This is a genomic window from Haloarcula rara (genome assembly GCF_029338235.1).
GTDB classification, from domain to species: Archaea; Halobacteriota; Halobacteria; order Halobacteriales; family Haloarculaceae; genus Haloarcula; species Haloarcula rara.
The window spans coordinates 2,514,537-2,537,861 of sequence record NZ_CP119785.1 but is presented as its reverse complement, the minus strand read 5'-3'; the positions used below and the strand labels follow the sequence as shown (position 1 = coordinate 2,537,861).

Here is a 23,325-nt window from a genome sequence, read left to right as displayed (position 1 = left end):
TCCCGTTGGTCACGTTCCTCGCTACTCCTCCGCGGCTCACTTTGTTCGCCGCTTCGGTACGAGGTTTGCGCTCACTCCGCTCGCGCAAACCTCGCTACTCCCTAACAATCTCGACTTCATGACCCTGCGGGGTCTTGGTAAACGCGTAGCGGTCGTCACAGCTCTCGGGGTCGCGATAGTCCTCGGCGTTGCGCTGCATCAGTGTCTCCCACGTGTCGTGGAGGTCCTCTGTCCGAACCGCGACGTGGCCCCAGGCGTCGCCCACGTCGTAGCTGCGGCCGTCGTAGTTGTAGGTCAGCTCGACCGACATCGCCTCGTCGGCGGCGTCGCGAGGCTTCAGGAAGTACAGCGCAAAGGAGGAGTGTTCGGACCGGCGGAACATCTCGTAGTCCAGTTTCCGGGTGTACCAGCCGATCGCCTTGTCGGCGTCTTCGACCCGCAGCATGGTGTGGTCGAGGCTCCACTTCGCGCCGTGGTCGCGCTCGACGATTTCGACTTCGTGGCCGTCGGGGTCCTTGACGAAGGCATACGAGCCGCCACAGGAGTCTGGGTCGCGGTAGTCCTCGACACCGGCGTCCATCAGCTCCGCGTATGCGTCGTAGACGTCCTCACAGCGGACGGCGATGTGACCCCACGCGTCCCCGTGCGTGTACGTGCGGTCGTCGTGATTGTACGTGAGTTCGAGCAGCGCGCCTTCCTCGTGGACGTCTTCGGGACCGAGGAAGACGTTCGTGAACGTCTCGGCCTCCCAGCGCCCCTTCTCCTCGTAGTCGAGGTAGTCCTGATACCAGTCCAGTGACGCTTCGAGGTCTTCGACACGCATCATCGTATGGTCGAGTGTCAGCATGGTCGAAGGGTCGGCCCGAACGGCGAAAAGCGTACCGACGGCTCCTGTCAGTCAGTCGTCGTCCGGCGCTCCGTCGGCGGTGAGCAACGGCCAGTAGTACCACCAGACCGCCACGAGAATGCACACTGTCCCGACCGGTACTGCGAGGGACCCGAGTCGCCTGTTGAACCCGAGGAACACGCCGACCTGTGAGAGCGCCGCACCGACGAGCGCCAGCGCGGTGATGCGGGGGTCCTCGCGCCAGACCACACCGGAGAGCGCACTCAGGAGTGCAATAGCGTACAGCAACACGCCGGTGCGCCACGACCGGATGAACGACGGCAGGCCCTCGGTGTAGCTGAGGAAGTAGTCGTATATCGAGACGAACTGGAGCGGGTTCGTGTTCAGGAGCCCGGCCGGAAACACCAGCGTCAACTCGCTGCCGATGACCAGAACTGTCCACGGGAGCAGTCCCAGCACAGCGACGACGGCGAGGCGACGCCGCGAGTCAGCGACCATACCGGACCGGAGGACCGGAGACACATAGGTACGGTCATGCGCGTACGCGAGGCATTTCGCGGAACCGTTACCGTCGAGCGACGATACGAAGCACGTCCTCGTCGGCCAGTTCGTGGTCCCGACCGACCTGCTGTTCGTCGTGTTTCGCGCTCGGGCCGGTGACGCGAGCGAAGCGGAACCGCTCGTCGAAGCTCCCGCCCAGTTTCTCACAGGCGTCATCGACGGTGTCGCCTTCCCGGAGAATCAGGGGCTCTTCCCGGTCGACGCCCCGACCCGGCTTGTCCATGTAGATACGGATGAGGCCGAGTTCGTTCCAGATTCGCTCGACGAGTCCGTCCAGCCCCTTCTCCTTCTCGGCGCTGATGAAGATAGCGTCGTCGGGGTCGATATCGCGCTCTTCGAGCTCCGATTCCACGGTCGGGAGGTAGTCGGGTTCGATGAGGTCGGCCTTGTTGACCACGACGATGGAGGGCAGATAGACGCGGTTGTCCATCACGCCGTCGACGAGCCGGTCGATGTCGACTGACTCGCCGATGGTCACGTCGGCGTTGACGTAGCCGTGCTCGCGCAGGACGCCCTTGATGGTCTCTTCTTCCAGTTCGAGGTCGGCGGCCTTGTTGATAGAGAGCCCGTCTTTCCCCTTCTTCCGGATGTTGACTCGTGGGGGCTCTTCGTCGAGGCGAATCTTGTTCTGGTACAGCTCTTCGCTCAGGCGGTCGTACTGGTCGATGTCGAACACCGAGACCATGAAGACGATGAGGTCAGCGGTGCGGACAACCGACAGCACCTCCTGGCCGCCACCGCGTCCGCCCGCGGCCCCCTCGATGAGTCCCGGAACGTCGAGAATCTGGATGTTCGCCCCCTTGTGTTTGAGCATCCCCGGATAGACGTCAAGCGTCGTGAACTCGTAGGCCCCCGTCTCCGATTCGGCGTTCGTCAGCGCGTTCAACAGCGTGGACTTTCCGACGCTGGGGAACCCTACCAGGGCGACGGTGGCATCGCCGTGTTTCTCGACGCCGTAGCCGCCGCCCCCGCCAGACCCGGACTGCTGTTCTAACTTCTCTTTTTTCTCCGCGAGCTTCGACTTCAGCCGACCGATATGCGCTTCTGTCGACTTGTTGTAGGGCGTACTGGCGATTTCGTCTTCGAGTTCCTGAATCTCCTCTTCGAGCCCCATTGTGTGTACGTCGGCCGCGCACACCGAATAAGGCTTTCTTCCCTGGCCGAGGCCTCCCGTGACCCCTTGATTACCATGGTTAATCCCCGAAGATTTCGACACACCTATAGGACGCCCGCCACCAGCAACCGATAATGGTGAACGCGGACCGATTCCGTGACAGCACGCAGATTCTGTTACCTGCGGGTGCGTTAAACGGGATCCGTGACGAGCTGGAAGCCCGCTTTACCGTCACCGTCCGCACCGAGGACGAACAGGTCCGTATCATCGGCTCCCCCGTCGAGATCAAAGATGCCGGTGACTTCCTCGCGATGAACGGCGTTACCTTCGCGTGAACGAACCTTTTTCATCGTCGGGTTCGCGCTTCGCGCGAACCACTCCTTGAAAAACGTTCGCGAAAAAGGCCGGAATCGCCTGTGGCGATTCCGGGGAAACCGCTCGCCAGAGGCGAGCGGTATGCTTCCCGCTACAGCTACCGCTACCGACCACATCGTGTGTCGCCCTCACGCAGCGCCCCCCGAAACGCAATCCTTTAAACCGCCGAGAGGGATTGCTTGGACATGGCTGGAACTATCGAAGTGCTCGTCCCCGGCGGGCAGGCCAACCCTGGCCCGCCCCTCGGTCCCGAGCTGGGTCCGACACCCGTGGACGTGCAGGCAGTCGTGCAGGATATCAACGACCAGACGGAAGCGTTCGACGGGACGGAAGTCCCCGTCACCGTAGAGTACGACGACGACGGCAGCTTCACCATCGAGGTCGGTGTCCCGCCGACGGCCGAACTCGTCAAGGACGAGGCCGGCTTCGACACCGGCAGTGGCGAGCCCCACGAGGAGTTCGTCGCCAACCTCACCGTCGACCAGGTCATGCAGATCGCCGAGCAAAAGCAGTCCGACCTGCTCGCCTACGACCTGAAAAACGCCGCCAAGGAAGTCGTCGGCACCTGTGCATCACTGGGCGTCACCATCGAGGGTAACGACCCACGGGAGTTCAAGGAGCGCATCGACGGCGGCGAGTACGACGACGAGTTTGCGGCCCAGGCGTCGGCGTAAGCGACTCGGTTTGTGCGGTCTTCTCCGCGTTTTCCATCCGAGCAGCGACCGTTTTGTCCCCACCGGCGGGGGCTCGGACTGGCGGTTCGACGGCTTTAAGTTCCCGATAGGCTTCTTCTCCGACGAGACAGGCATCCGCCTGTTTCACTGACCCGTAGAAGCCGTTTGGCGTACTACGGAGGTGAACAATGGCAGACCAGGAAATTGAGAACGCAGTCTCTCGCGCACTCGAGGAGGCACCTGAGCGGAACTTCCGCGAAACGGTCGACCTCGCCGTGAACCTGCGCGACTTAGACCTTAACGACCCGTCGAACCGCGTCGACGAGTCCGTCGTTCTTCCATCCGGTACCGGACAGGAGACCACCATTGTGGTCTTCGCCGAGGGCGAGACAGCCCTCCGTGCCGAGGAAGTTGCAGACGACGTACTCGACGAGGACGAACTCGCAGAGCTTGGCGACGACGATGACGCCGCCAAGGATCTGGCCGATGAGACCGACTTCTTCATCGCGGAGAAGGGACTCATGCAGGACATCGGTCGCTATCTGGGGACCGTCCTCGGTCCGCGCGGGAAGATGCCGGAACCGCTCGACCCCGACGACGACGTCGTCGAGGTCGTCAACCGAATGAAAAACACCGTGCAGCTGCGCAGCGGTGAGCGTCGGACCTTCCACACTCGCGTGGGCGCCGAGGACATGTCCGCCGAGGACATCTCGGACAACATCGACGTCATCGTCCGCCGCCTGCACGCAGACCTCGAGAAGGGGCCGCTCAACGTCGACACCATCTACGTGAAGACGACGATGGGCCCCGCCGTGGAGGTGGCCTGATATGAGCGCCGAAGGCGAACGCAAGACAGAGACCATCCCGCAGTGGAAGCAGGAGGAAGTCGACGACATCGTCGAGATGATCGAGTCCTACGACTCGGTCGGCGTCGTCAACATCGCCGGGATTCCGTCCCGACAGCTCCAGGACATGCGCCGTGACCTGCACGGCACCGCGGAGCTTCGGGTCTCCCGGAACACCCTGCTGGTCCGCGCGCTCGAGGAGGTCGACGACGGCCTCGAAGACCTGACCGAGCACATCGCCGGCCAGGTCGGGCTCATTGGCACCGACAGCAACCCGTTCTCGCTGTACCAGGAACTGGAGGCCTCGAAGACGCCCGCGCCCATCGGCGCCGGCGAGGTCGCCCCGAACGACATCGTCGTGCCAGAGGGCGACACCGGCGTCGACCCCGGCCCGTTCGTCGGCGAGCTCCAGTCCATCGGCGCGGACGCTCGCATCCAGGAAGGGTCGATTCAGGTCCTCTCGGACTCCACCGTGCTCGACGCGGGCGAAGAGGTCTCACAGGACCTCGCGAACGTCCTCAACGAGCTCGACATCGAGCCCAAAGAGGTCGGTCTCGACCTCCGCGGCGTCTTCTCCGACGGCGTGCTCTTTGACCCCGAAGAGCTGGAAATCGACGTCGAGGAGTACGAGAGCGACATCACCGCAGCCGTCAGCGGGGCGTTCAACCTCTCGGTCAACGCCGAGTACCCGACCGCGACCACGCTCCCGACGATGCTGCAGACCGCGACCGGCGACGCCAAGAGCCTCGCGCTCTCGGCCGCCATCGAGGACCCCGAGGTCGTCCCCGATCTCATCAGCAAGGCCGACGCACAGCTCCGTGCCCTGGCCACGCAGATCGACGACCCGGACGCGCTGCCCGAGGAACTCCAGGACGTGGAGGCCACACCGGCAGCAGAGGAACAGGCTGACGACCAGACCGAGGACACCGACTCCGAGGACGCCGACGACGCCGAGGCCGAGACAGACGAGGCCGAGGACGACGATGACGACGAAGACGCCGGCGACGCGCTCGGAGCGATGTTCTAACCACACCAACACAGAACAATGGAATACGTTTACGCTGCACTCATCCTGAACGAATCGGGCGAAGAGATCAACGAAGACAACCTCACCGACGTGCTCGAATCCGCCGGTGTCTCCGTCGAGGAGTCACGCGTCAAGGCCCTCGTGGCCGCCCTCGAAGACGTCGACATCGAGGAGGCCGTCGAGCAGGCCGCCGCCGCACCCGTCGCCGCTGGCGGCGCCGCCGCACCCGCCGAGGGTGGCGACGAGGCCGACCACGACGAGCCGTCCGAGGAAGAGGTCGCCGAAGCCGAAGAAGAAGACGACGATGACGACGACGAGGCAGACGGCGAAGGCCTCGGCGAGCTGTTCGGTTAAATCGGCACAGACGGACTCCGTCTCAACCAGATACTTTTTTGACGCCATCGGGAAGCGGCCGCGCTGTCCGGAGCGGTTAGTCACTCGGCGATACGCCGGCGGACGGAAGTTCAAGTACGGGCGGGCGACCAGCCCCGGCCATGCTCCCGGTTAGATTCGCGGCCGACCCCGTCGGCGTCGCCGCCCTGCTCGCGGCTATCGCCGCCGGCATCGGTCTGGGGACCGTCAGCGGGCTGGTCCCCGGTCTCCACGCCAATACGCTCGCACTCCTGCTGGCGGCGACGGCAGGGTCGGTGCCGGGCCCGCGCGTCTACGTCGGGGCGGCGATGCTTTCCGCGGGAGTGACCCACACCTTTCTGGACGTGGTGCCGGCGCTTGCCCTGGGCGTTCCCGACCCGGCGATGGCCGCCGGCGCTTGCCCAGTCACCGGCTCGTCATCGAGGGGCGGGGCCGGGAGGCGTTGCGACTCTCGGCGCTGGGAAGCGCCAGTGCGGTGGTGCTTGCGGTGCCGCTTGCGGTCCCAGTCACGTGGCTGATGGTCCGTCTCTACCCGCTCGTCACCGCACACCTGCCGCTGGTACTCGGCAGTATCGCGGTACTGCTGGTGCTCTCGGAGCCGGGGTGGGACCGCCGAGTCGGCGCCCTGGTGTCGCTGGGGGCGAGCGGCGCCCTCGGGCTCGCCGTACTCGACGCGCCGGTCGTGGGGGCCCTCCCCGTCGCGGACGTGCTGGTCCCGGTGTTCTCGGGACTGTTCGGCGCGCCGGTGTTGCTGGCGGCCATCGAGGGCGAGGGCGTCCCGCCACAGGCCGACGCGGCGGTGACGACACCCCGGCGCACCGTCGCTGTGCTGGCGACCATCGGGACGCTATGCGGGGCCGTCGTCGGGTATCTGCCCGGCGTCTCCAGTGCTGTCGCCGCGACGCTGGCGCTGGGCCTGACCGCCCAGCGGGGGCCGCGAGCGTTCGTCGTGACGACCAGCGGCGTCAACACGGCGACTGCGGTGTTCGCCCTGTTCGCACTGGTCGTCTTCGGCGACCCTCGAACCGGTGTCCTGGTTGCGCTCGACCGTGCGAGCGTCCCGCTCGCACTGCCAGCGTTGCTCGCCGCGGTCGCCATCTCGGCGGTCGTCGCTGCCGTGCTCGTGCCCCGGCTCGGGGACCGCTATCTCAGGCGTATCGGGCGACTGGACCCGGCCAGGCTGTCGGTCGGCGTGCTCGTGGGCCTGTGCCTTCTCTCGGCCGTCTTCGCCGGCCCGCTCGGTGTCGGTATCTTCGCCGCCGCGACGCTTTTGGGCCACCTGCCACCGGCGACGGGCTGTCGGAGGGCGACACTCATGGGGGTGTTGCTGGTCCCGCTGGCGCTATAGATACTCGCGCCGGCGGAAGTGCAACAGCATGGTAGCGCCCATCAGAATCATGCCGAGCATCGCCGCCGGGTAGCCAAAGCGCCAGCCCAGCTCCGGCATATTGTACGGCCCGCCGGCGAAGTTCATCCCGTAGATACCGGCGACGAACGTGAGCGGGATGAAGATGGTCGCGACGACGGTGAGGACTTTCATCACCTCGTTGGTCGACTGCGAGACGGTGTTGAGATAGATGTCCCGCGCGCCGGAGACGAGGTCCCGGTAGGTCTCTGTCAGGTCGGCAATCTGGACGAGGTGGTCGTAGATGTCCCGGAAGTACTTCTCCGTCTGTGGCTGGATCTGTTTCGGGTCGCCCCGTGCCAGCAGGCCGACGGCCTCGCGGGCCGGCCACACCTGTTTGCGAAAGGAGAGCAGGTCCCGGCGGACGTCGTTTATCTTCTCGATGGTCTCGCTGTCGGTCGAGACCGTCACCTCCTCCTCTATCTCTTCGATGTCGGTCTCTATCTCGTCGAGCAGGTCGAAGTACGCGTCGACGATGACGTCGATGGCACGACAGGCAGTGAAATCCGGCCCCCGCTGGAGCAGTCGCTCGTCGCCGCGCTCGGCCGCGTCCATCACGCGCTGTATCGGCCCCTGCGGGCCGAAGCCGAGCGTGACTACCCAGTCCCGGCCGATGAAGATGCCGACCGGTCTGGTCGTCACCTCCTTCTCGAAGGTGGTCTCGCCGGAGGTGAGACTGACGGCTTTCAACAGGACGAAGGTGTACTCCCGGAACTCCTCTGTCTTAGCCCGCGCATCGCTGCGCATATCTTCGATAGCGAGCGGGTGGAGGTCGAAGGCCGACTGGACCGCCGCGACCTCCTCGTCGCTCGCCTCCGCGACGTGGACCCAGGTCGTCCCGGCGGCCCGTCGCGCCGCAGTGAGGTCGTCGTAGGCGACCGCTTCCTCGCCGGCGTAGACCAGCGCCGATATCACGCGGCCGCCTCCGTGGCGTCGGACCGTCCGACCGCAAGCAGCGTCACGCCGGTCATCACCGCCGTCAGTGAGAACGCGCGACCGGGGTAGGCGACGGTCGTCCCCGCGATATAGCCGACCACCCCACCGACGGTGAGCGCCAGTCCGAGGACCGAGAGGACGTTCATGCGCCCCAAATCACCGTGGCGAGATAAAAACGTACTCCCGACCGCTGGGGGAGCCTGTGGAGAAGCGACACGTTGATGGGTACAAGCGCCGGTAGCTTTCGGTATGGACCTGCGCGTCATCGACAAGTCGGAGACGGAGCTCTCTATCGAGATTGCGGGCGAAGACCACACCTTCATGAACGTCATCAAGGGTGCGCTGCTGGAGACCGAAGGCGTCACCGCGGCGACCTACGACGTCAACCCCGAGCAGTCCGGTGGGCAGACCGACCCCGTCCTGACCATCAAGACGGCGTCGGACGTGGACGCCCTCGACGCCCTCGAAGCGGGCACCGACCGCGTCATCGAGAAGGCAGACAACCTCACCGAGGCGTTCGAGGCTGCAGCGTAATTCTAGCAGACGACGTACGTGACGAAGACGGTGTCGTCGGGCGCGGCGTGGACGTCGACGCCGACAGTGTCGCCGTCACTGAACGCGTTGCCCCGCTCGACGTAGCTGTCGACCAGCGCAGTGGCCAGTGCGGTTTCGTTCTCGAAGTCACCTATCGGCTGGCCGGTCCGCTCCGGTGCGACCCGATAGCTGACGACGCTTGGCTGGTCACACGGGAGCTCGAACCGGCCGAAGGCTTCCCGGTCCGGCCCGTCGCCCTCCCCGGCGGCGTCGGTCACGGTCGCCTTGTTGTAGTACGCGGCGGCCTCGTCGCTGGTGGCGTTCCGGCCGAGTGCGCTCACGCTCTCGGCCTCGCGGCGCTCGTTCAGCTCGGCGACGTAGGCGTCCTCGACCGCGGTCAGCGAGAGCCCGCCGACGCTGTCGGCGCTACCCGGCGCCTCGGGCACCGGCGGCGGTCCGTCGGGGCCGCCCAGCGTCGGCAGTGAGATGACACCGACCGCCGACAGCAGCAGGACACCGAGCAGGAGCGCCACGACGGCGTAGCCGGCGACGTACTTCGGTTCGAGGACGTCGAGCCAGCGGGTGCCGATCTCGTCCAGCGGGTCCGTCTCCGGCGGCCCTTCACGGAGTTGTAGGTCCGCGCTCCCACAGCGCTTGCACGGCGGGGAGTTGCGCTGGTGAGACCGCCCACAGTCCTGACAGATCCAGACGGTCCCGCCGGGGACGACCTCGTGGTTGACCTGAGTCACCGCCTTCTCGAAACTGCCGTGCCCGCAGTTGTCACAGGGCGGGTCGTTCTCCTCGTGTGGTTTCTCGCACCACTCACACCGCCATTCCATCACTGCCCCTAGGTGACCGAGCTACAAAGGCGTCGCGGCATGGGCAGCCCCCGCCGAGGTCGCCAGCCCGTCTCGAACCGTTCGCGTCAGACGTTTGTTGCAAATGACACGGGCAGAGATGTTCCCGTGTATTTATGCTGTCACCTGTCGTGGCTAGGAACTAGATGAGAACCAGGTCAACGGGGGAGCCACAATCAGCCAGCCAGGCGGTGGTCGAAGCGGTCGCGGCACGGGCGGGCGTCGACCCGCTAGACCTCGAGACGCCGCTGTACGACGCTGTCGACCCGGACGAACTGGACACCTTACTCGAAGGGGCAAACCGGGGCGGCCGCTCGCCGGTCGAGGTAACGCTGCGCTACAACGGATATATGGTCACCGTCGACGGCGACCTGACGGTCACTATCACCGAGTGACTACAGGCGAACCGGGATTCCCTGCTCGTCGAGATACTGTTTGGTCTCCGCGATAGAGTACTCGCCGAAGTGGAAGATAGAGGCCGCCAGCCCGGCGTCGGCGCCGGCGTCGACGAACACCTCCGCCATGTCTTCGGGGCCGCCACAGCCAGAGGAGGCGATAACGGGCGTCGAGACGGCGTCACAGACCGCTTTCATCAGCGGAATATCGTAGCCGTCCTTGGTGCCGTCGGCGTCGATGGAGTTGACGAATATCTCCCCGGCACCGCGGCGCTCGGCTTCTTTGGCCCACTCGACGGCGTCTAGTCCCGTGCCCTCGCGGCCGCCCTTGACGGTACACTCGAACCAGCAGGACTCGCCGTCGACCTCGACGTACTGTTCGCCCTGCCCGTCGAAGCGCCGGCGCGCGTCCAGCGAGATGACGATACACTGGCTGCCAAAGGCAGCCGCGCCCTCGTCGATGAGGTCCGGGTTCGCGATAGCGCCCGAGTTTATCGAGACCTTGTCCGCGCCGGCTCGCAGCGTCTCCTTGATGTCGTCGCGAGTCCGGATGCCGCCGCCGACCGTCAGCGGGATGAAGACCTCGTCTGCCACGGCCGAGACGGTGTCGAGCATCGTCTCGCGGCCCTCAGCCGAGGCGGTGATGTCCAGAAAGACGAACTCGTCGGCCCCCGACTCGTTGTAGGCCTTGGCCATCTCCACCGGGTCACCGGTGTACTCCAGGTCCTCGAAGTTCACGCCGGTGTAGACGGCCGCGTCCCCGTTCTCGTCGACGTCCACGTCGATGCAGGGGATGATCCGCTTGGTGAGCGTCATTGAATACTCGTGGGTTCGCTACACGGCCGTTTCATCGTTTCGACTGATACGGAATATTGTAGCTGTTTACCGGCGATACCGGTACGAGACTACAATGTTCCGTATGCCGCAACTACTCCATGGCGCCGGTGAGGACCTCGACTTCCTCGTCGTCGAAGGCCGTGTAGTAGAGCCGTATCTCGTACATCTCGCCGCTGAAATACTGTCCGGGCGTCTCGCTGTCCCGTCCGATTCGCAAGTCGCCCATACTTATATTACCCGGAGAGTCATCGGTGCCTATCTTGCGCCCGTCGACGTACAGTGCCAGTTCGTCCTCGTCGAGAGTCCCGACGACCACGTGTTGCTCGCCCTCGCTGATGGTATCCTCGGTCTGGATACAGTTCCCGGCGGAACAGCCCCCACCACCGCCCTTGTTCGCGAGGAACCGCACTCTGTGGGTATCCCCGTCAGCGTCCCACAGCGTCACCAGCCAGTTGTCGTCGCCGTCGATGTGTTCGACCAGCTCCTGGGCGTCGCCTCCCCCGTCCTGCTGGTATCTGATTGCGATAGTGTATTCGGTGACCCCCTCTTCGGGCGCCTCCAGGTCGGGCACAGCGACCGAGTCGTCGGTCCCATCGAACTGGAGCGAGCCGTCGTTCCACCCGGGGTCGCCCTCAAGGCTACCGTCGTTGTCGTTGCCCGACCGGTCGACGAGCGTCGTGTCGCCGTCCTCGCCGTCGAACTGGTAGTAGGCGATGAAATCTCCGATTTCGGAGCGGTCGTCGACGGTCCGGTCGACCAGTACGGACTGTTCGCCGTCACGCGAGACGACCGTAATCCGGTCGCCGGGCGCCGTCGGCAGCAGGACCGACTGGCCCGCGCTTTCGGGCCCGAACGTCGCCACGCCGCGGCCGTTGAGCTGGACGCTGACGGTCGTGCTGATAGCGCCGGGTGTCATTCGAAGCCCGGCCGGCGTCTGCTCGTAGTCGAACGTCGCCGTGGCCTGGGGCGCGCCGGTGCCGTCCAGAAATGTCAGGGCACCGAGCGCGACGACGCCGCCAACGATGACGACGACGCCGACCAGCAGTAACACTCCCACGACCGTGGAGGCCCCACGTGCCGAACCCCGGAACATACCCTGATATATCAATACCATAGGCTAACCGTTTCGGTGGTTTCAGTGGTCGATATCCGCCACTACTCGCGGTCGGGAGCCAGACTCCGACAGTTACAGGTGGTCGCTCTCACATCATCAGGTATGGCAGACGACCACCACGACGAGGACCGGCCCGACTACGACCCAGAACACGTCGAACTGCCCGCGAAGGCGCCGCCACTGCGTTCGACAGCGCCACAGAGCGACTTCACGATGGGACAGGTCGGACAGGGCGCCGCCGTCGCGCTCGTCGGCCTCGTGTTGACGTTCGGTATCGCGCTGGCGCTCGTGTAGAAGACGTTTTCCGCTATTTCAGGCCAGTTCGTCCTCGATAGTGTCTCGTAGCTCGGCTATCTCGGCGGCGTCGTAGTGGAGCCGGTCGTCGTTGACTGTAATCGAGAGGTGGTTCGAGCCGTCGGCCTCGCCGATTTCGGTCACCGGGGCGACGCCGTCGAAGGCCTCCCGCACCGCCGCGGGGTCGGTCGTCTCGAAGACGACGCGACCGGGCTGTTCGTTGAACAGGAGCCGCTTGCGGGTTCCGCGGTCGACTGTCGAGAGGTCGACGCTGGCCCCGGCCTCGTCGTGGACCATCTCGGCCAGCGTCACCGCGAGGCCACCGTGGCTCACGTCGTGGGAGGCGAGCACGTGGTCTTCGTCGGCCACTTCGGCGATGGTCTCGACGAGTCCGGTCGGGTCGGCCGGCAGTTCGGGGAAGGCGTCGGTTCCGCCGAAGAGGGTCGTGTACTCGGAGCCGCCCAGTCGCGGGTCGGCTTCGCCCTCCAGTGCGAGGTCGCCGACGACCACGAGCGTCCCCTCGCCCGACAGCGACATCGGCGGGGCGTCGTACCCCTCCTTGACCCCGACCAGCGCGAGCGTCGGCGTCGGCGGGATGGGACCCGTCGCGGAGTCGTTGTACAGCGAGACGTTCCCGCCGACGACCGGCACGTCGAGTTCGCTGCACATGTCTGCCAGGCCGTCGACGATACCCTTGAAGCCGCCGTAGACGTCGGGCTTCTCGGGGTTGCCGCCGTTGAGGCAGTCGACCGCGGCGTGGGGCACGGCACCTTTGGCGGCGACGTTCGTGGCGTTCTCCAGGGCGACGGCGCGAGCGCCCTCGTAGGGCGCGGCGTCGGTCCAGTTGGGGTCCGCGCCGGCCGAGAAGGCCAGTCCGGTCCCAGACTCCCGAATCGCAAGCAGGGCGGCGTCGTCGCCGGGCAGCATACTCGTCCGGACCTGGACCTCGTGGTCGTACTGACGATACACCCACCGTTTCGAGGCCGTGTTCGGGCTGGCGACGATGCGGGCGAACGCTTCGTCCATCGCCGTCGTCGGCAGGTCCCGCTCCTGAATCGGCGGCTCCTCGCTCGGGAGGTCGTTCATCGGTGCGCCCTCGCCGAGGAAGTGGGCGTCCACGTCGACGACCGTCTCGCCCTCGAACGTACAGACGTAGTTCGTGCCGGCTTCGGTGAGTTCGCCGATGACCGAACAGCCCAGGTCGTAGCGGTCGGCCAGTTCGGCCACGCGGTCGACGTTCTCCGGCGCGACCTCGTACACCATCCGCTCCTGGCTCTCCGCGAGCAGGTACTCCATGGCGTTCATATTGGGTTCGCGCTCGTGGACCCGGTCCAGTTCGATGCGAGCGCCCAGCCCGCCCTTCGCGACGAGTTCGGAAGACGCGCCACCGAGGCCGGCCGCGCCGAGGTCACGCGCCGACTCTAGCAGCTCCTCGTCCAGCAGCGCCTCGTTGCACTCGATGAGCAGCTTCTCGGCGTAGGGGTCGCCGACCTGGACCGCCGGGCGGTCCTCGGTCTCGGCGTCCTCGGCGAGGTCCTCGCTGGCGAAAGAGGCCCCACCGAGGCCGTCTCGACCGGTCGAGTTCCCAACCAGCACCAGCTTGTTGCCCGGCTCCTGGGCCTCGGCGGTAATCGTCCGTTCGGGTTCGAGCAGTCCGATACAGGAGACGTTGACCAGCGGGTTGCCCTCGTAGTCCTCGTGGAAGGCGACCGACCCCGTGACCGTGGGGACGCCGATGCAGTTGCCGTAGTGGGAGATGCCCTCGACGACGCCTTCGAAGAGGTACTGAGAGTGTTCCCGCTCGAACTCGCCGAAGTACAGACAGTCGGCCAGCGCGATGGGGTAGGCGCCCATCGAGAGGGTGTCCCGGACGATACCGCCGACGCCGGTGGCCGCCCCGTCGAACGGGTCGACGTAGGAGGGGTGGTTGTGGGACTCGACGCCCATCGTGATGTACATCTCGTCGCCGTCGTAGGTCGGGAGGGAGACGACAGCGGCGTCGTCACCGGGACCGATGACGACCTGGTCGCCCTCACTGTCGAAGGCAGTCAGGAGCGGACGCGAGGAGCGGTAGGCACAGTGCTCGCTCCAGAGGTTCTCGAAGAGCGCGGCCTCTGCTCGCGTCGGCTCCCGACCGATTTCCTCGACCACGATGTCGTGGTCGCTGTCGGACAGGCTCATTAGGTGTGCGTGGCCCCCGGCCGGCTAAATCGCTTTCCATGCGGGCGCGATAGTCCCGGGTCAGTCGGCCGGCTCGGCGACCAGGCTGTCGACGTAGGCCGTCCAGCCCTGACGGAGGTCGTCGCTCACGTCCATCTCGAGGGCGACGGCGATGCCCGTCGACCCGTCGGCCGCCGCCAGCAGGAACGCGGCGGGCGCGCGTGGCTCGACGGGCCGGAACACGCCCTGGTCGACCCCGGTGGCGACGATATCGGTCAGCGCGTCCAGACACGCCGTCTCCAGCTCTAGCAGCGGCGCCCGGAGCGTCTCGTTGTACGGCGCGTGCGAGAGCAGCTCCATGATGGCGACGGCGATACCGGCGTACTGGTGGTCGGGGGTCCGAAAGAGGAAGTCGCAGGCGTCACGCAACGCCGCCTCCGGGTCGTCGGATTCGACCCGCAGCAGGTCCTCGCTCAGGTAGTCGGCGGCGCGGTCGAGGAAGGCCGCAATCATCTCGTCTTTCGTGTCGAAGTAGTAGTAGAGCCCCGCCTCGCTGTTCTCGTACTCTTCGGCGATTTTCGCCGTCGTCAGCCGCTCGTAGCCGTGCTGAGCGAGGGCTCGCTGGACCGCGACGGCGACGCTCTCGCGGGCCTCCGGGTCCATATCGGGGCTCGTCATACGGCCAAGTAGACGCTCAGTCGTTTCAGCGTTTCGTTGTACTGTGACAGGGCCTTTTTTCTCCTCGGTGCCGAAGGATACCTATGGTCCTCCCGCTGGAGATGGGGTGGCGCCATCTCCTCTTCGAGAACTGGCCCGTCGACCCGGCTCTGATGGACTCGCACCTGCCCGAGGCGTTGACCCCGGACACACACGACGGGTCGGCGTGGCTGTCGGTGGTCCCGTTTACGAACGTCGATGTCCGGCCGAAGGGGCTCCCACAGTGGGCCAGCGTCCCGCTTCCCGAACTCAACGTTCGGACCTACGTCACGCGCGATGGCGTCCCGAGCGTCTACTTCTTCAGCCTCGACGCACAGGGCATCAGCAGCGTCGTCGGCGCGCGCCTGTTCCACCACCTGCCGTACTACTACGCGCGCATCTCGCTGTCGTGGACGGACGGTCGCGTGCAGTTCCGCAGCCGGCGCAAACATCCGGGCGCGCGGCCCGCCCACTACGAGGCGACCTACTGGCCGACCGGCGAACCCTTCAGCGCCCCCGAGGACCCGCTTGGCGAGTTCCTCGTCGAGCGTTACCGGTTCTACACCGAGGCGCCGGACGGCACCCTCCGGTACACCGACGTCGCCCACGACCCGTGGACGCTGTATCCGGCCCGCGCGGAGGTCGAGACCGACACGCTCTGCTCGGCTGACGGGTTCGACCGACCCGACAGCGACCCGGTCCGCTTTTACAGCCCCGGCCTCGACGTGGTCGCCGAGCCCAGCAGACGCGCTCCGGCGGAGGGCGAGCCGTGAGCGACGGTGGCGACTACCCCGTCCTGCTGTTCGACGGCGTCTGCAACCTCTGTAACGGCGTCGTCCAGTTCATCATCCCGCGTGACCCTGAGGGACGAATCCACTTCGCCCCGTTGCAGTCGGCGGCGGGCAAGGCGTTGCTGTCGGGTCACGGGCTCCCACCGAGTGACCTCGACAGCGTCGTCCTCGTCGCGGACGGCGAGGTGTACCGGAAATCGGACGCTGTCATCCGGGTCGCCGAACTGCTCGGCTGGCCCTACCGGGCCGCGGCTGTGGGCCGCGCCGTCCCCGAATCGATTCGAGACACGCTGTACGACGTCGTCGCCGCCAACCGGTACGACGTGTTCGGCCGGAAGGACCGGTGTATGCTGCCCGACGACGACGTCAGCGACCGGTTCCTGGACTAGTCGAACAGCGCCAGGACGGCCCGGGCCGCCGCGGCCCTGTCAGCGGAATCGCATAGCCCTGCCCTCGGGGCTGCGAGGAGCCCGTCAACGAGGCGCTCGCTCAACGCCTCGACGGCGGCTCGTTGCTCGTCGGTGAGGTCTCCCTCTTCCCGTAGCCGCGACAGTGCCTGCTCCAGTTGCTCGGTCCTGACCGCCGCTGCTTCGCGGTCCAGCCGGTCTCGCGCCGTCGCCACGCCAGTCGACTCCGGCTCGTCCGGTACTGCCATCGTCGGTCAGGTGCCGGCCAGGCGGTCCGAGTACAGCGAGTAGGTCATCACCAGGAACCCGGCCGCGGTGAAGACACTCTCGATAGTGGTACTCACCACGATGGGGACTCCGGCCAGCTGGTTCAGACTTCCGGCCAGAACCGCACCGGCAGTGACCAGCCCGATACCGACCGAGAGGACCCGCATCGCCGTCGAGCGCGTGCGTCTGTACGCCCTGTACGTCAGTGTCGTCAACACCACCCCACAGGCGAGGGTGAGTGTCTTGGCCGCCACCAGGAAGACCGTGCTGAGCGAGGGCATCTTACCCGATACTGACACTCCCTGAAATAAATACGGTCGTCCGCGTTGTCAAAAACTGGGAACGCTACCGGACGTACAGCGAGTAGAGGATGACTCCGAGGCCGATGGCGGTCATCGAACTCGAGACGAGGACGCTGGTGTAAAGCAGGTTCTGGCCGAAGTATGTCCCGACGGCGATGTCAATCACGCCACCGAGTATCGCACCCACGGTGATGACACCGAAGCCCAGCGCGAGCCACCGGTGCTGTGGCATCCCCGTCCGGCGGTATGCCCTGTACGAGAAATGGGTGATGAGCCCACCCATGATGAGGATAAGTGTCTTCGCGACCACGATACCGATCTGCGAGCTTGGGATATGTACCATAGTTAGGTCTCCTTGCGAACTTCCGACCAGAGGTTCTCCAGGCGCTGGTCCGGCGACCGGGCCCGGTGGGCGATATCGACCTCGAACTCGCGGGAGTCGTCCAGCGCGATGACGACCTCCTCGAAGTCGATGGCGTAGCGGCTGGCGTGCTGGCCGTCCGACCGGACCTCGACGCCCTCGTACAGCAACGAGGAGTCCGTGAGCAGTTCCAGCTTCCGGTAGGTCGTAGAGAGTGGGACCCCGCTCGCCTCTGATATCTCGTTTGCGGTCATCGGTTCCGCCAGCACGCTGACGATCGTCCGACAGTCCTCGTCGTCCAGCGCGTCGAGCACCGTCGTCAGTGTCGGCGTCTCGTCGTCCGCCGCGGGGTCCCGGACCATCCTTGACAGGCGTTCTTGTCCCGACGGATTTAGTCTCACCGGCTCGTGAGTATGACGGCCGCTACAGCGTAGTTTCGGTGAGTTGGCATAAAATTTGGAGAGCGTGTGATATAAACACAACCGGCGTTCCCAATTTCCGGGAACAGTTCTGTCGGTCCGGGAACACCCCTCGGAGGGTTTGACACCCCGTCGCGAAACGCCACGTATGACCGACCAAGTCGAGTCGCACAGCTCCTCGGCAGGCCGGGTCGGGACATCCCCCGACGGTTCCCAGTCGCTGAGAACGCACTGGCAGCGTTTTTTCCGGACAACCCCTGGCACCGGTATGGAAACGCTGGAGACCGTCGACGCCCCGCGCGGAGACACCACTCGCGAGTGGGAAGTGTTCTGCCGCGAGACCGAATCGGAACCGCTCACCCACGTCGGCAGCGTGAGCGCACCGACGGCCGCCGTCGCCAGGGACCAGGCCGCGACGCTGTTCGGACACGCGACCGCTGCGCTGTGGCTCTGCCCGGCCGAAGAGACGGTCCGGGTCCAGGAGCGGGACCTCGGCGTCAGCGAGACAGCGGCGGCCGAGCCGGACGACGGTGAGTCGGCGCCCACGATGGATGCAGACCGGATGACCGACGAGACGCTCCGGGGTGAGGCCGAATGATATCTGTCTCGAAACTGCTGACCGGGCTTGACGCCGAGGGGGACGGCCTGCGCTACGACGCCGCCGACGAATCGACGAAGCGACAGATACGGGACCGGAAACAGCGCCGCCCAGTCGTCGTCTGGAACGTCACCAAGCAGTGTAACCTCTACTGTGACCACTGTTATGCCGCCGCCGACACCGGCATCGCCGACGGGGAGCTGTCGACAGCCGAAGGGAAGGCACTGCTCGACGACCTCGCGGACTACGGCGCGCCCGTCGTCCTGTTCTCGGGCGGCGAACCCCTCGTCCGCGAGGACCTCGAAGAACTCGTCGGCTACGCGGCCGACGCCGGTATCAGGCCCGTTCTCTCGACGAACGGGACCCTACTCACTCCCGAGCGGGCTCGCTCGCTCCGCGATGCGGGGCTGGCCTACGCCGGCGTCTCCGTCGACGGGCTGCCCGAGCGAAACGACGACTTCCGCGGCGTCGAGGGCGCCTTCGAGGGCGCGGTCCAGGGCATCGAGAACAGCCTCGACGCCGGCCTGAAGACCGGCCTGCGCTACACCATCACCGAGCGCAACGCCGCCGATCTTGAAGGGGTGGTGGACGTGCTGACCGACGTCGGCGTCGACCGTTTCTGCTTCTACCACCTGGACTACGGCGGCCGCGGGACCGAAATCGTCGACGCGGACCTCTCGCCCGCCGACCGCCGCGAGGCCGTCACACAGGTCTGTGACATGACCCGAGCGTACCACGACCGAGGCGAAGAGATAGAGACGCTGCTTGTGGGCAACTACGCCGACGCGGCCTATCTTGTGGAGTACGCCCGGGAACACATGGGCGAGGCCCAGGCCCGACGGGTCTACGAGTATCTCCGGGTCAACGGCGGCGACCCGACCGGCGAACGCGTCGCTGACATCGACTACCAGGGGAACGTCCATCTCACGCAGTTCTGGCAGGGCTACTCGCTGGGCAACGTCCGGGACCGCTCCTTTGGCGCCATCTGGGATGACGAGTCGAACCCGCTCCTGGGGGCGCTTCGCAATCGCGAGGCCCACCTCTCGGGGCGCTGTGCGGACTGTCGGTACGCCGAGGTGTGTCGCGGGGCCTCCAGACTCCGCGCGCTGACAGTCGAAAACGACCCATTCGCGCCCGACCCGCAGTGCTACCTGACCGACGAGGAAGTGACCGGTTCGAGGCCCTTCGACGGGGTGGCGTCGGACTGATACGGAATGTTGTAGCTAATTGTCGGTATGCGCCGAGCTCAGTGCCGGCGCTACCGTTCACACTCTACAACAATTCGTATGGACGCGGACCGGGGCGCTTTTGCCCCATCCATTGCTACCTCAGAGCGTGCTGTCGGTCGAGCTTCACACACACTCGTCGCTGTCCCACGACGGCCGGGACCCTATCGAGTTGCTCCTCGAACAGGCCCGCGCCGTGGGACTGGACGCCCTGGCCGTCACGGACCACGACGAACTCGAAGCCAGCCTCCGGGCCGCCGAGCTGGCCCCCGACTACGGGCTGGTGGGCATCCCCGGGATGGAGGTCACCACCGAGGCCGGACACGTCCTCGCGATCGGTATCACGGAAGCGATTCCCACGGGGCTGTCCTTCGCAGCGACGCTCGACCGCATCCGCGAGCAGGGCGGGCTGGCCGTGGTTCCCCATCCGTTCCAGGAGTCCCGCCACGGCGTCCTCGATAAGATATCCAAGGAGGAGCTCGCGACGGCCGACGCTATCGAGGTGTACAACTCCCGCCTGCTCACCGGGCGCTCGAACCGCCAGGCCGAGCGGTTCGCCAGACGGCGCGGGCTCCCGATGACCGCCGGGAGCGACGCCCACATCGCCGAGATGGTCGGGCAGGCGGTGACGACAGTCGACGCCGACGAGGCGTCGGTCGCCGCGATTCTTTCCGCCATCCGCGAGGGACGGACCACCGTCGAGGGAGAACGAACGCCGTGGCGCATCAGCTTACGGCAGGCCGCCGGCGGCGTCAAGCGCCGGATTACGGGCCGTCTTGACGGCTTGCTGGAGTGACCGATGCGTGGCGCACCGGAAGATGTCGTGCGCGACGCGCTGGCCAGTGGCGACCCGCTACCCGGCACGACCGGCTTCGCCGGTGCGATAGACGGCGTGCTGGTCAGGGACGTGCTCGGTCGGGAGCCGCTGTTCGTCGATGCAGGGGCGAGCGAGGGGACCCTGCCGGCCTGGAGCCGCGACCTCACCGACCTGCCGGCGCCCCAGCTGTTCCCGGCCGGACGAGTTCTGGGTACCGGCGAGCTTCGAGAAGCCTGGACGCTTCCTGACCCCGAGCCCTTCGACGACCGGGCGACTGCCGTCGAAGGCGTCCGTGACGCCGTCGAGACGAGCGTCGACTCGGTCGAGACTGACGGCCTGGCTATCGCCTTCTCGGGCGGGGTCGACTCCGCACTGCTTGCCGCTCGCCTCGACGCGCCGCTGTACGTCGCCGGCTTCCCGGAGAGTCACGACGTCGAAGCGGCGCGGTCGGCGGCCGACCTGCTCGACCGCGAGCTTCGGTTCGTCGAACTCACACACGACGCAATCGAGCGGGCGGTTCCCGAGATCGCTGCCGCGACGGGACGGACGGACGCGATGTCGGTCCAGATAGCACTGCCGCTGTATCTGACCGCCGAACGCGTCGCCGCCGACGGGTTCGACCGCCTCGCGCTGGGTCAGGGCGCCGACGAACTGTTCGGCGGGTACGCCAAGGTCGAGAAAGCGCCCGAGGACCCCCGCGTCGAGGCCGACACCGTCCGAGGTGCCCAGCGAGAGGTCGTCAACACGCTGCCCAAGCAGCTGCCCCGTGACGTGCTGGCGCTGCGCGGGGCCGGGGTCGAGCCAGTGACGCCGTTGCTCCACGACCGCGTCGTGTCGGTCGCGCTGCGGCTCGACGACCAGATGCTCGTCGACGGCGAGACCCGCAAGTGGGCGCTCCGACAGGCGGCGCTGGGGTCACTCCCCGAGGCCATCGCGATGCGGGACAAGAAGGCCGCCCAGTACGGTTCGCTGGCCGCGCGCGAACTCGACCGACTGGCCCGCCAGGCCGGCTACAAGCGCCGGATGGACGACCACGTGGGTCAGTATATCGAGTCCTTGCTGTAGCGTGGTCCCGAACACCGAGAGACCACGAAGCGATGCGGTGAGCGAAGCGAGGGGCGGGCATGGCACGGCCCTCGGTACGGAACGGAGAGGGACCTTCGGTCCCCTCAAGCAGTCGGGCGGCAACGCCGCCCGACGACGGGGAACGGAGTGACCCGTGAAGCGAAGGGAACCGCGGAGCAGTAGCGAACGGACGGCCTCTAACACGAGCCGGTCGGCCGCCAGCGTCGCTAGGCCGGCCCGTGATGACTACTCAGCGCACGAGCGGCCGTGGTCGCCCGTTCGTACTTGAACCTACGTGTGACTGTCAGCGACTGCCTCGATGGCCCGTTGACCGATTTCGACCACGTCCGCCGGAATCTCGTTACTGCAGGCGTCCAGTTCCGCGGCGGTAAACCACGTCCAGTCCTCGGCCGGCTGCTCGCCGGGCCCGGGCTGGATGTCCCTGGTTGGTGCGTGACCGTAGAAGATGAAGTCTATGTGCTGGTGGCCCACCGCGCCGTTCTGGTCGACGTTGATATCCTCGACCAGGAAGTGCTGGGGCTGAGGAATCGATCGGACTGTCTCGCTCGTAATCGCCTCCTGTGGGGCGACGAGGTCGACTGCCATCCCCAGTTCCTCCTCTGTCTCCCGCAGCGCGGCCTCGTGGGGGAGTTCGTCCCGGTCGAGATGGCCGCCGGCGGGCAGCCACATCTCCAGTTTGTCGTGTTCGTGCAACGCGACGGCTCCGTCGTGGACGGCGTAGATAGTCGCGACGAAATGGCGAGTCGTCTCCATAGGCGCGTCGACGTGTCCGGGGGAAAACTGCGTTTCGGAGCGTCGTATCCGGACTGGTGGCGTGTGTCCAGCCAGAAAGTCGCGGTTAGTAGGTGCTCACTGAAGAGCAGCCTCCGAAACTTAGGGGTGGACGCTGTCTTCGGCTTCTAGGAGCTCGTGGTAGCGGTTCCGAATTGTCACTTCGGAGATGCTCGCGACCTCGCTGACCTCGCTCTGGGTGACTTTCTCGTTTGTCAGCAGCGAGGCGGCGTAGACGGCCGCCGCAGCGAGACCGACGGGCGACTTCCCGGAGTGGACGCCCTCCTGCTTGGCGTTCTGGAGGAGCTGGCGGGCGCGCCGTTCGACCTCCTCGGAGAGGTCCAGGTCGGAGGCAAAGCGGGGGACGTAGCTCTCGGGGTCGGCAGGCTGGATTTCCAGCGAGAGTTCCCGGACCACATATCGGTAAGTACGAGCGATCTCGTCCTTGTCGACGCGGGAGACGTTGGCGATCTCGTCAAGCGAGCGGGGTGTCCCGGCCTGGCGGGCGGCGGCGTACAGCGACGCCGTCGAGACGCCTTCGATGGAGCGGCCCGGCAGCAGGTCCTCGTCGAGGGCACGCCGATAGATGACGCTCGCGGTCTCCCGGACGTTCTCGGGCAGCCCCAGCGCGGAGGCCATCCGGTCGATCTCACCGAGGGCCTGCTTGAGGTTGCGCTCCTTCGAGTCGCGGGTGCGAAAGCGTTCGTTCCAGGTCCGCAGGCGCTGCATCTTCTCGCGCTGGCGTGAGGACAGGGAGTTTCCGTAGGCGTCCTTGTCCTGCCAGCCGATGTTGGTCGACAGCCCCTTGTCGTGCATCATGTTGGTCGTGGGGGCGCCGACGCGGGACTTCTGGTCTTTCTCTTTGGAGTCGAACGCTCGCCACTCGGGGCCTGGGTCGATTTCGTCTTCCTCGACGACCAGACCGCAGTCTTCACAGACAGTCTCGCCGCGTTCACTGTCGGAGAGCAGCGAGCCACCACACTCTGGACAGACCAGTGACTCGTCTTCCTCGGTCTGCTCCTCTTCGGTTTCGCGCTCACTCGTGTATCGACGGATGGTGGTATCGGTCATTGGTTGGGCGAACAGGCGGGTCTGGGGACCCGAGAAACGTCTCTTGTACTCTTCTGTTGTGGCCTGAGCAACTTAAAACTTTTCCCAAATCACAAAGCTATGATTTTGTTTTCCGAACCACTGTTCGCGTTTACGGCGCAAATTACTGCTGCATGGTGAACCACCC

General features: G+C 66.0%; 30 protein-coding genes and 1 pseudogene. 15 read left to right on the top strand and 16 right to left on the bottom strand.

The features are described from left to right. Positions 1 to 94 precede the first annotated feature (94 nt). From P1K32_RS13520 to P1K32_RS13510, 3 genes are all read right to left on the bottom strand, one after another. Complete coding sequence (locus P1K32_RS13520; protein ID WP_276250236.1) at positions 95 to 847, bottom strand: VOC family protein; 753 nt, start codon at positions 845 to 847, stop codon at positions 95 to 97. Positions 848 to 898: 51 nt separating this feature from the next. After that, entirely contained in the window at positions 899 to 1,345 is a 447-nt protein-coding gene (locus P1K32_RS13515) for a TIGR04206 family protein (protein ID WP_276250235.1), read from the bottom strand. 67 nt (positions 1,346 to 1,412) lie between these two features. Continuing rightward, positions 1,413 to 2,522 carry an OBG GTPase family GTP-binding protein gene (locus P1K32_RS13510; protein ID WP_276250234.1) on the bottom strand — a complete coding sequence of 370 codons (1,110 nt, stop codon included), beginning with the start codon at positions 2,520 to 2,522 and terminating at the stop codon, positions 1,413 to 1,415. A 134-nt stretch (positions 2,523 to 2,656) separates the two neighbouring features. Here P1K32_RS13510 and P1K32_RS13505 point away from each other — a divergent pair, with 134 nt between their 5' ends. From P1K32_RS13505 to P1K32_RS13480, 6 genes and pseudogenes are all read left to right on the top strand, one after another. After that, entirely contained in the window at positions 2,657 to 2,857 is a 201-nt protein-coding gene (locus P1K32_RS13505; RefSeq protein ID WP_276250233.1) for a VNG_1110C family protein, read from the top strand. 225 nt (positions 2,858 to 3,082) lie between these two features. Further along, positions 3,083 to 3,571, top strand: coding sequence for a 50S ribosomal protein L11 (locus P1K32_RS13500; RefSeq protein WP_276250232.1), 489 nt, complete (start codon positions 3,083 to 3,085; stop codon positions 3,569 to 3,571). A gap of 188 nt (positions 3,572 to 3,759) precedes the next feature. Then, complete coding sequence (locus P1K32_RS13495) at positions 3,760 to 4,398, top strand: 50S ribosomal protein L1 (RefSeq protein ID WP_276250231.1); 639 nt, start codon at positions 3,760 to 3,762, stop codon at positions 4,396 to 4,398. A 1-nt stretch (position 4,399) separates the two neighbouring features. After that, a complete protein-coding gene (locus tag P1K32_RS13490; protein WP_276250230.1) occupies positions 4,400 to 5,443 on the top strand; it encodes a 50S ribosomal protein L10 in 1,044 nt (347 codons plus the stop codon). Positions 5,444 to 5,461: 18 nt separating this feature from the next. Further along, positions 5,462 to 5,797, top strand: a complete 336-nt coding sequence (gene rpl12p, locus P1K32_RS13485; protein WP_276250229.1) for a 50S ribosomal protein P1 — start codon at positions 5,462 to 5,464, stop codon at positions 5,795 to 5,797. Positions 5,798 to 5,937: 140 nt separating this feature from the next. Next, positions 5,938 to 7,163, top strand: a pseudogene (locus P1K32_RS13480) (tripartite tricarboxylate transporter permease). On the opposite strand, the gene corA reads toward P1K32_RS13480, so the two are convergent. Both corA and P1K32_RS13470 read right to left on the bottom strand, forming a co-directional pair. Next, complete coding sequence (corA, locus tag P1K32_RS13475; protein ID WP_276250228.1) at positions 7,158 to 8,135, bottom strand: magnesium/cobalt transporter CorA; 978 nt, start codon at positions 8,133 to 8,135, stop codon at positions 7,158 to 7,160. The pseudogene P1K32_RS13480 and the gene corA sit on opposite strands and share 6 nt — an antisense overlap. Then, positions 8,132 to 8,302, bottom strand: coding sequence for a hypothetical protein (locus P1K32_RS13470; RefSeq protein ID WP_276250227.1), 171 nt, complete (start codon positions 8,300 to 8,302; stop codon positions 8,132 to 8,134). The genes corA and P1K32_RS13470 overlap by 4 nt, the downstream gene beginning before the upstream one ends. Before the next feature lie 103 nt (positions 8,303 to 8,405). Between P1K32_RS13470 and P1K32_RS13465 the strand changes: the two genes are divergently transcribed. Continuing rightward, complete coding sequence (locus P1K32_RS13465) at positions 8,406 to 8,690, top strand: DNA-directed RNA polymerase subunit L (RefSeq protein WP_220587942.1); 285 nt, start codon at positions 8,406 to 8,408, stop codon at positions 8,688 to 8,690. Between the two features lie 2 nt (positions 8,691 to 8,692). Here the strand turns inward: P1K32_RS13465 and P1K32_RS13460 are convergent, their stop codons facing one another. Next, complete coding sequence (locus P1K32_RS13460; protein WP_276250226.1) at positions 8,693 to 9,529, bottom strand: hypothetical protein; 837 nt, start codon at positions 9,527 to 9,529, stop codon at positions 8,693 to 8,695. A 164-nt stretch (positions 9,530 to 9,693) separates the two neighbouring features. Between P1K32_RS13460 and P1K32_RS13455 the strand changes: the two genes are divergently transcribed. Then, positions 9,694 to 9,942, top strand: coding sequence for a HalOD1 output domain-containing protein (locus tag P1K32_RS13455; protein WP_276250225.1), 249 nt, complete (start codon positions 9,694 to 9,696; stop codon positions 9,940 to 9,942). Here P1K32_RS13455 and hisF read toward each other — a convergent pair whose 3' ends face one another. Further along, positions 9,943 to 10,758, bottom strand: coding sequence for an imidazole glycerol phosphate synthase subunit HisF (gene hisF / locus P1K32_RS13450; protein ID WP_276250224.1), 816 nt, complete (start codon positions 10,756 to 10,758; stop codon positions 9,943 to 9,945). Between the two features lie 112 nt (positions 10,759 to 10,870). Continuing rightward, entirely contained in the window at positions 10,871 to 11,872 is a 1,002-nt protein-coding gene (locus P1K32_RS13445) for a LamG-like jellyroll fold domain-containing protein (RefSeq protein WP_276250223.1), read from the bottom strand. Positions 11,873 to 11,995: 123 nt separating this feature from the next. On the opposite strand from P1K32_RS13445, the gene P1K32_RS13440 reads away from it, so the two are divergent. Continuing rightward, positions 11,996 to 12,187: a DUF7550 family protein gene (locus P1K32_RS13440; RefSeq protein WP_276250222.1), complete on the top strand. Its 192-nt coding sequence runs from the start codon at positions 11,996 to 11,998 to the stop codon at positions 12,185 to 12,187. An 18-nt stretch (positions 12,188 to 12,205) separates the two neighbouring features. Here P1K32_RS13440 and purL read toward each other — a convergent pair whose 3' ends face one another. Together purL and P1K32_RS13430 are read right to left on the bottom strand one after the other, a co-directional pair. After that, the gene (gene purL, locus P1K32_RS13435) at positions 12,206 to 14,368 is read right to left on the bottom strand and encodes a phosphoribosylformylglycinamidine synthase subunit PurL (protein ID WP_276250221.1); all 2,163 of its coding nucleotides are present in this window, start codon (positions 14,366 to 14,368) and stop codon (positions 12,206 to 12,208) included. Between the two features lie 60 nt (positions 14,369 to 14,428). Then, positions 14,429 to 15,025: a TetR/AcrR family transcriptional regulator gene (locus tag P1K32_RS13430; RefSeq protein ID WP_276250220.1), complete on the bottom strand. Its 597-nt coding sequence runs from the start codon at positions 15,023 to 15,025 to the stop codon at positions 14,429 to 14,431. An 83-nt stretch (positions 15,026 to 15,108) separates the two neighbouring features. Here P1K32_RS13430 and P1K32_RS13425 point away from each other — a divergent pair, with 83 nt between their 5' ends. After that, positions 15,109 to 15,816, top strand: a complete 708-nt coding sequence (locus P1K32_RS13425) for a YqjF family protein (RefSeq protein WP_276250219.1) — start codon at positions 15,109 to 15,111, stop codon at positions 15,814 to 15,816. Next, entirely contained in the window at positions 15,813 to 16,223 is a 411-nt protein-coding gene (locus P1K32_RS13420; protein ID WP_276250218.1) for a thiol-disulfide oxidoreductase DCC family protein, read from the top strand. The genes P1K32_RS13425 and P1K32_RS13420 overlap by 4 nt, the downstream gene beginning before the upstream one ends. On the opposite strand, the gene P1K32_RS13415 is transcribed toward P1K32_RS13420, so the two are convergent. The 4 genes from P1K32_RS13415 to P1K32_RS13400 form a co-directional block, all read right to left on the bottom strand. Beyond that, positions 16,220 to 16,489, bottom strand: a complete 270-nt coding sequence (locus P1K32_RS13415) for a glutamyl-tRNA reductase (RefSeq protein ID WP_276250217.1) — start codon at positions 16,487 to 16,489, stop codon at positions 16,220 to 16,222. The genes P1K32_RS13420 and P1K32_RS13415 overlap by 4 nt on opposite strands. A gap of 6 nt (positions 16,490 to 16,495) precedes the next feature. Further along, positions 16,496 to 16,789 (bottom strand): DUF7521 family protein, encoded by a 294-nt coding sequence (locus tag P1K32_RS13410; RefSeq protein ID WP_276250216.1) that lies wholly within the window; start codon positions 16,787 to 16,789, stop codon positions 16,496 to 16,498. Between the two features lie 64 nt (positions 16,790 to 16,853). Beyond that, entirely contained in the window at positions 16,854 to 17,153 is a 300-nt protein-coding gene (locus P1K32_RS13405) for a DUF7521 family protein (RefSeq protein WP_276250215.1), read from the bottom strand. 2 nt (positions 17,154 to 17,155) lie between these two features. After that, positions 17,156 to 17,533, bottom strand: a complete 378-nt coding sequence (locus P1K32_RS13400) for a helix-turn-helix domain-containing protein (protein WP_276250214.1) — start codon at positions 17,531 to 17,533, stop codon at positions 17,156 to 17,158. 325 nt (positions 17,534 to 17,858) lie between these two features. On the opposite strand from P1K32_RS13400, the gene P1K32_RS13395 reads away from it, so the two are divergent. From P1K32_RS13395 to P1K32_RS13380, 4 genes are all read left to right on the top strand, one after another. After that, positions 17,859 to 18,188, top strand: coding sequence for an Htur_1727 family rSAM-partnered candidate RiPP (locus P1K32_RS13395; protein WP_276250213.1), 330 nt, complete (start codon positions 17,859 to 17,861; stop codon positions 18,186 to 18,188). Beyond that, positions 18,185 to 19,396 carry a TIGR04347 family pseudo-SAM/SPASM protein gene (locus tag P1K32_RS13390; RefSeq protein ID WP_276250212.1) on the top strand — a complete coding sequence of 404 codons (1,212 nt, stop codon included), beginning with the start codon at positions 18,185 to 18,187 and terminating at the stop codon, positions 19,394 to 19,396. The genes P1K32_RS13395 and P1K32_RS13390 overlap by 4 nt, the downstream gene beginning before the upstream one ends. A 127-nt stretch (positions 19,397 to 19,523) precedes the next feature. Next, positions 19,524 to 20,210 (top strand): PHP domain-containing protein, encoded by a 687-nt coding sequence (locus P1K32_RS13385; RefSeq protein ID WP_276250211.1) that lies wholly within the window; start codon positions 19,524 to 19,526, stop codon positions 20,208 to 20,210. Between the two features lie 3 nt (positions 20,211 to 20,213). Further along, complete coding sequence (locus tag P1K32_RS13380) at positions 20,214 to 21,296, top strand: asparagine synthase C-terminal domain-containing protein (RefSeq protein WP_276250210.1); 1,083 nt, start codon at positions 20,214 to 20,216, stop codon at positions 21,294 to 21,296. 291 nt (positions 21,297 to 21,587) lie between these two features. On the opposite strand, the gene P1K32_RS13375 is transcribed toward P1K32_RS13380, so the two are convergent. Together P1K32_RS13375 and P1K32_RS13370 are read right to left on the bottom strand one after the other, a co-directional pair. Next, the gene (locus tag P1K32_RS13375) at positions 21,588 to 22,070 is read right to left on the bottom strand and encodes an NUDIX domain-containing protein (protein ID WP_276250209.1); all 483 of its coding nucleotides are present in this window, start codon (positions 22,068 to 22,070) and stop codon (positions 21,588 to 21,590) included. A gap of 120 nt (positions 22,071 to 22,190) precedes the next feature. Further along, complete coding sequence (locus P1K32_RS13370) at positions 22,191 to 23,159, bottom strand: transcription initiation factor IIB (protein ID WP_276250208.1); 969 nt, start codon at positions 23,157 to 23,159, stop codon at positions 22,191 to 22,193. Positions 23,160 to 23,325: the final 166 nt, after the last annotated feature.

Excerpts from the sequence above, each read along its gene's own strand:
- P1K32_RS13495 (WP_276250231.1), top strand. The coding sequence starts at position 3,760 with ATGGCAGACCAGGAAATTGAGAACGCAGTCTCTCGCGCACTCGAGGAG.
- P1K32_RS13425 (WP_276250219.1), top strand. The coding sequence starts at position 15,109 with ATGGTCCTCCCGCTGGAGATGGGGTGGCGCCATCTCCTCTTCGAGAAC.
- P1K32_RS13440 (WP_276250222.1), top strand. The coding sequence starts at position 11,996 with ATGGCAGACGACCACCACGACGAGGACCGGCCCGACTACGACCCAGAA.
- P1K32_RS13505 (WP_276250233.1), top strand. The coding sequence starts at position 2,657 with ATGGTGAACGCGGACCGATTCCGTGACAGCACGCAGATTCTGTTACCT.
- P1K32_RS13375 (WP_276250209.1), bottom strand. The coding sequence starts at position 22,070 with ATGGAGACGACTCGCCATTTCGTCGCGACTATCTACGCCGTCCACGAC.
- P1K32_RS13455 (WP_276250225.1), top strand. The coding sequence starts at position 9,694 with ATGAGAACCAGGTCAACGGGGGAGCCACAATCAGCCAGCCAGGCGGTG.
- P1K32_RS13430 (WP_276250220.1), bottom strand. The coding sequence starts at position 15,025 with ATGACGAGCCCCGATATGGACCCGGAGGCCCGCGAGAGCGTCGCCGTC.
- P1K32_RS13445 (WP_276250223.1), bottom strand. The coding sequence starts at position 11,872 with ATGTTCCGGGGTTCGGCACGTGGGGCCTCCACGGTCGTGGGAGTGTTA.
- P1K32_RS13390 (WP_276250212.1), top strand. The coding sequence starts at position 18,185 with ATGATATCTGTCTCGAAACTGCTGACCGGGCTTGACGCCGAGGGGGAC.
- P1K32_RS13370 (WP_276250208.1), bottom strand. The coding sequence starts at position 23,159 with ATGACCGATACCACCATCCGTCGATACACGAGTGAGCGCGAAACCGAA.
- P1K32_RS13465 (WP_220587942.1), top strand. The coding sequence starts at position 8,406 with ATGGACCTGCGCGTCATCGACAAGTCGGAGACGGAGCTCTCTATCGAG.
- hisF (WP_276250224.1), bottom strand. The coding sequence starts at position 10,758 with ATGACGCTCACCAAGCGGATCATCCCCTGCATCGACGTGGACGTCGAC.
- P1K32_RS13515 (WP_276250235.1), bottom strand. The coding sequence starts at position 1,345 with ATGGTCGCTGACTCGCGGCGTCGCCTCGCCGTCGTCGCTGTGCTGGGA.
- P1K32_RS13395 (WP_276250213.1), top strand. The coding sequence starts at position 17,859 with ATGGAAACGCTGGAGACCGTCGACGCCCCGCGCGGAGACACCACTCGC.
- P1K32_RS13405 (WP_276250215.1), bottom strand. The coding sequence starts at position 17,153 with ATGGTACATATCCCAAGCTCGCAGATCGGTATCGTGGTCGCGAAGACA.
- P1K32_RS13470 (WP_276250227.1), bottom strand. The coding sequence starts at position 8,302 with ATGAACGTCCTCTCGGTCCTCGGACTGGCGCTCACCGTCGGTGGGGTG.
- P1K32_RS13520 (WP_276250236.1), bottom strand. The coding sequence starts at position 847 with ATGCTGACACTCGACCATACGATGATGCGTGTCGAAGACCTCGAAGCG.
- P1K32_RS13490 (WP_276250230.1), top strand. The coding sequence starts at position 4,400 with ATGAGCGCCGAAGGCGAACGCAAGACAGAGACCATCCCGCAGTGGAAG.
- P1K32_RS13380 (WP_276250210.1), top strand. The coding sequence starts at position 20,214 with ATGCGTGGCGCACCGGAAGATGTCGTGCGCGACGCGCTGGCCAGTGGC.
- P1K32_RS13500 (WP_276250232.1), top strand. The coding sequence starts at position 3,083 with ATGGCTGGAACTATCGAAGTGCTCGTCCCCGGCGGGCAGGCCAACCCT.
- P1K32_RS13410 (WP_276250216.1), bottom strand. The coding sequence starts at position 16,789 with ATGCCCTCGCTCAGCACGGTCTTCCTGGTGGCGGCCAAGACACTCACC.
- P1K32_RS13415 (WP_276250217.1), bottom strand. The coding sequence starts at position 16,489 with ATGGCAGTACCGGACGAGCCGGAGTCGACTGGCGTGGCGACGGCGCGA.
- rpl12p (WP_276250229.1), top strand. The coding sequence starts at position 5,462 with ATGGAATACGTTTACGCTGCACTCATCCTGAACGAATCGGGCGAAGAG.
- P1K32_RS13460 (WP_276250226.1), bottom strand. The coding sequence starts at position 9,529 with ATGGAATGGCGGTGTGAGTGGTGCGAGAAACCACACGAGGAGAACGAC.
- P1K32_RS13510 (WP_276250234.1), bottom strand. The coding sequence starts at position 2,522 with ATGGGGCTCGAAGAGGAGATTCAGGAACTCGAAGACGAAATCGCCAGT.
- purL (WP_276250221.1), bottom strand. The coding sequence starts at position 14,368 with ATGAGCCTGTCCGACAGCGACCACGACATCGTGGTCGAGGAAATCGGT.
- P1K32_RS13400 (WP_276250214.1), bottom strand. The coding sequence starts at position 17,533 with ATGGTCCGGGACCCCGCGGCGGACGACGAGACGCCGACACTGACGACG.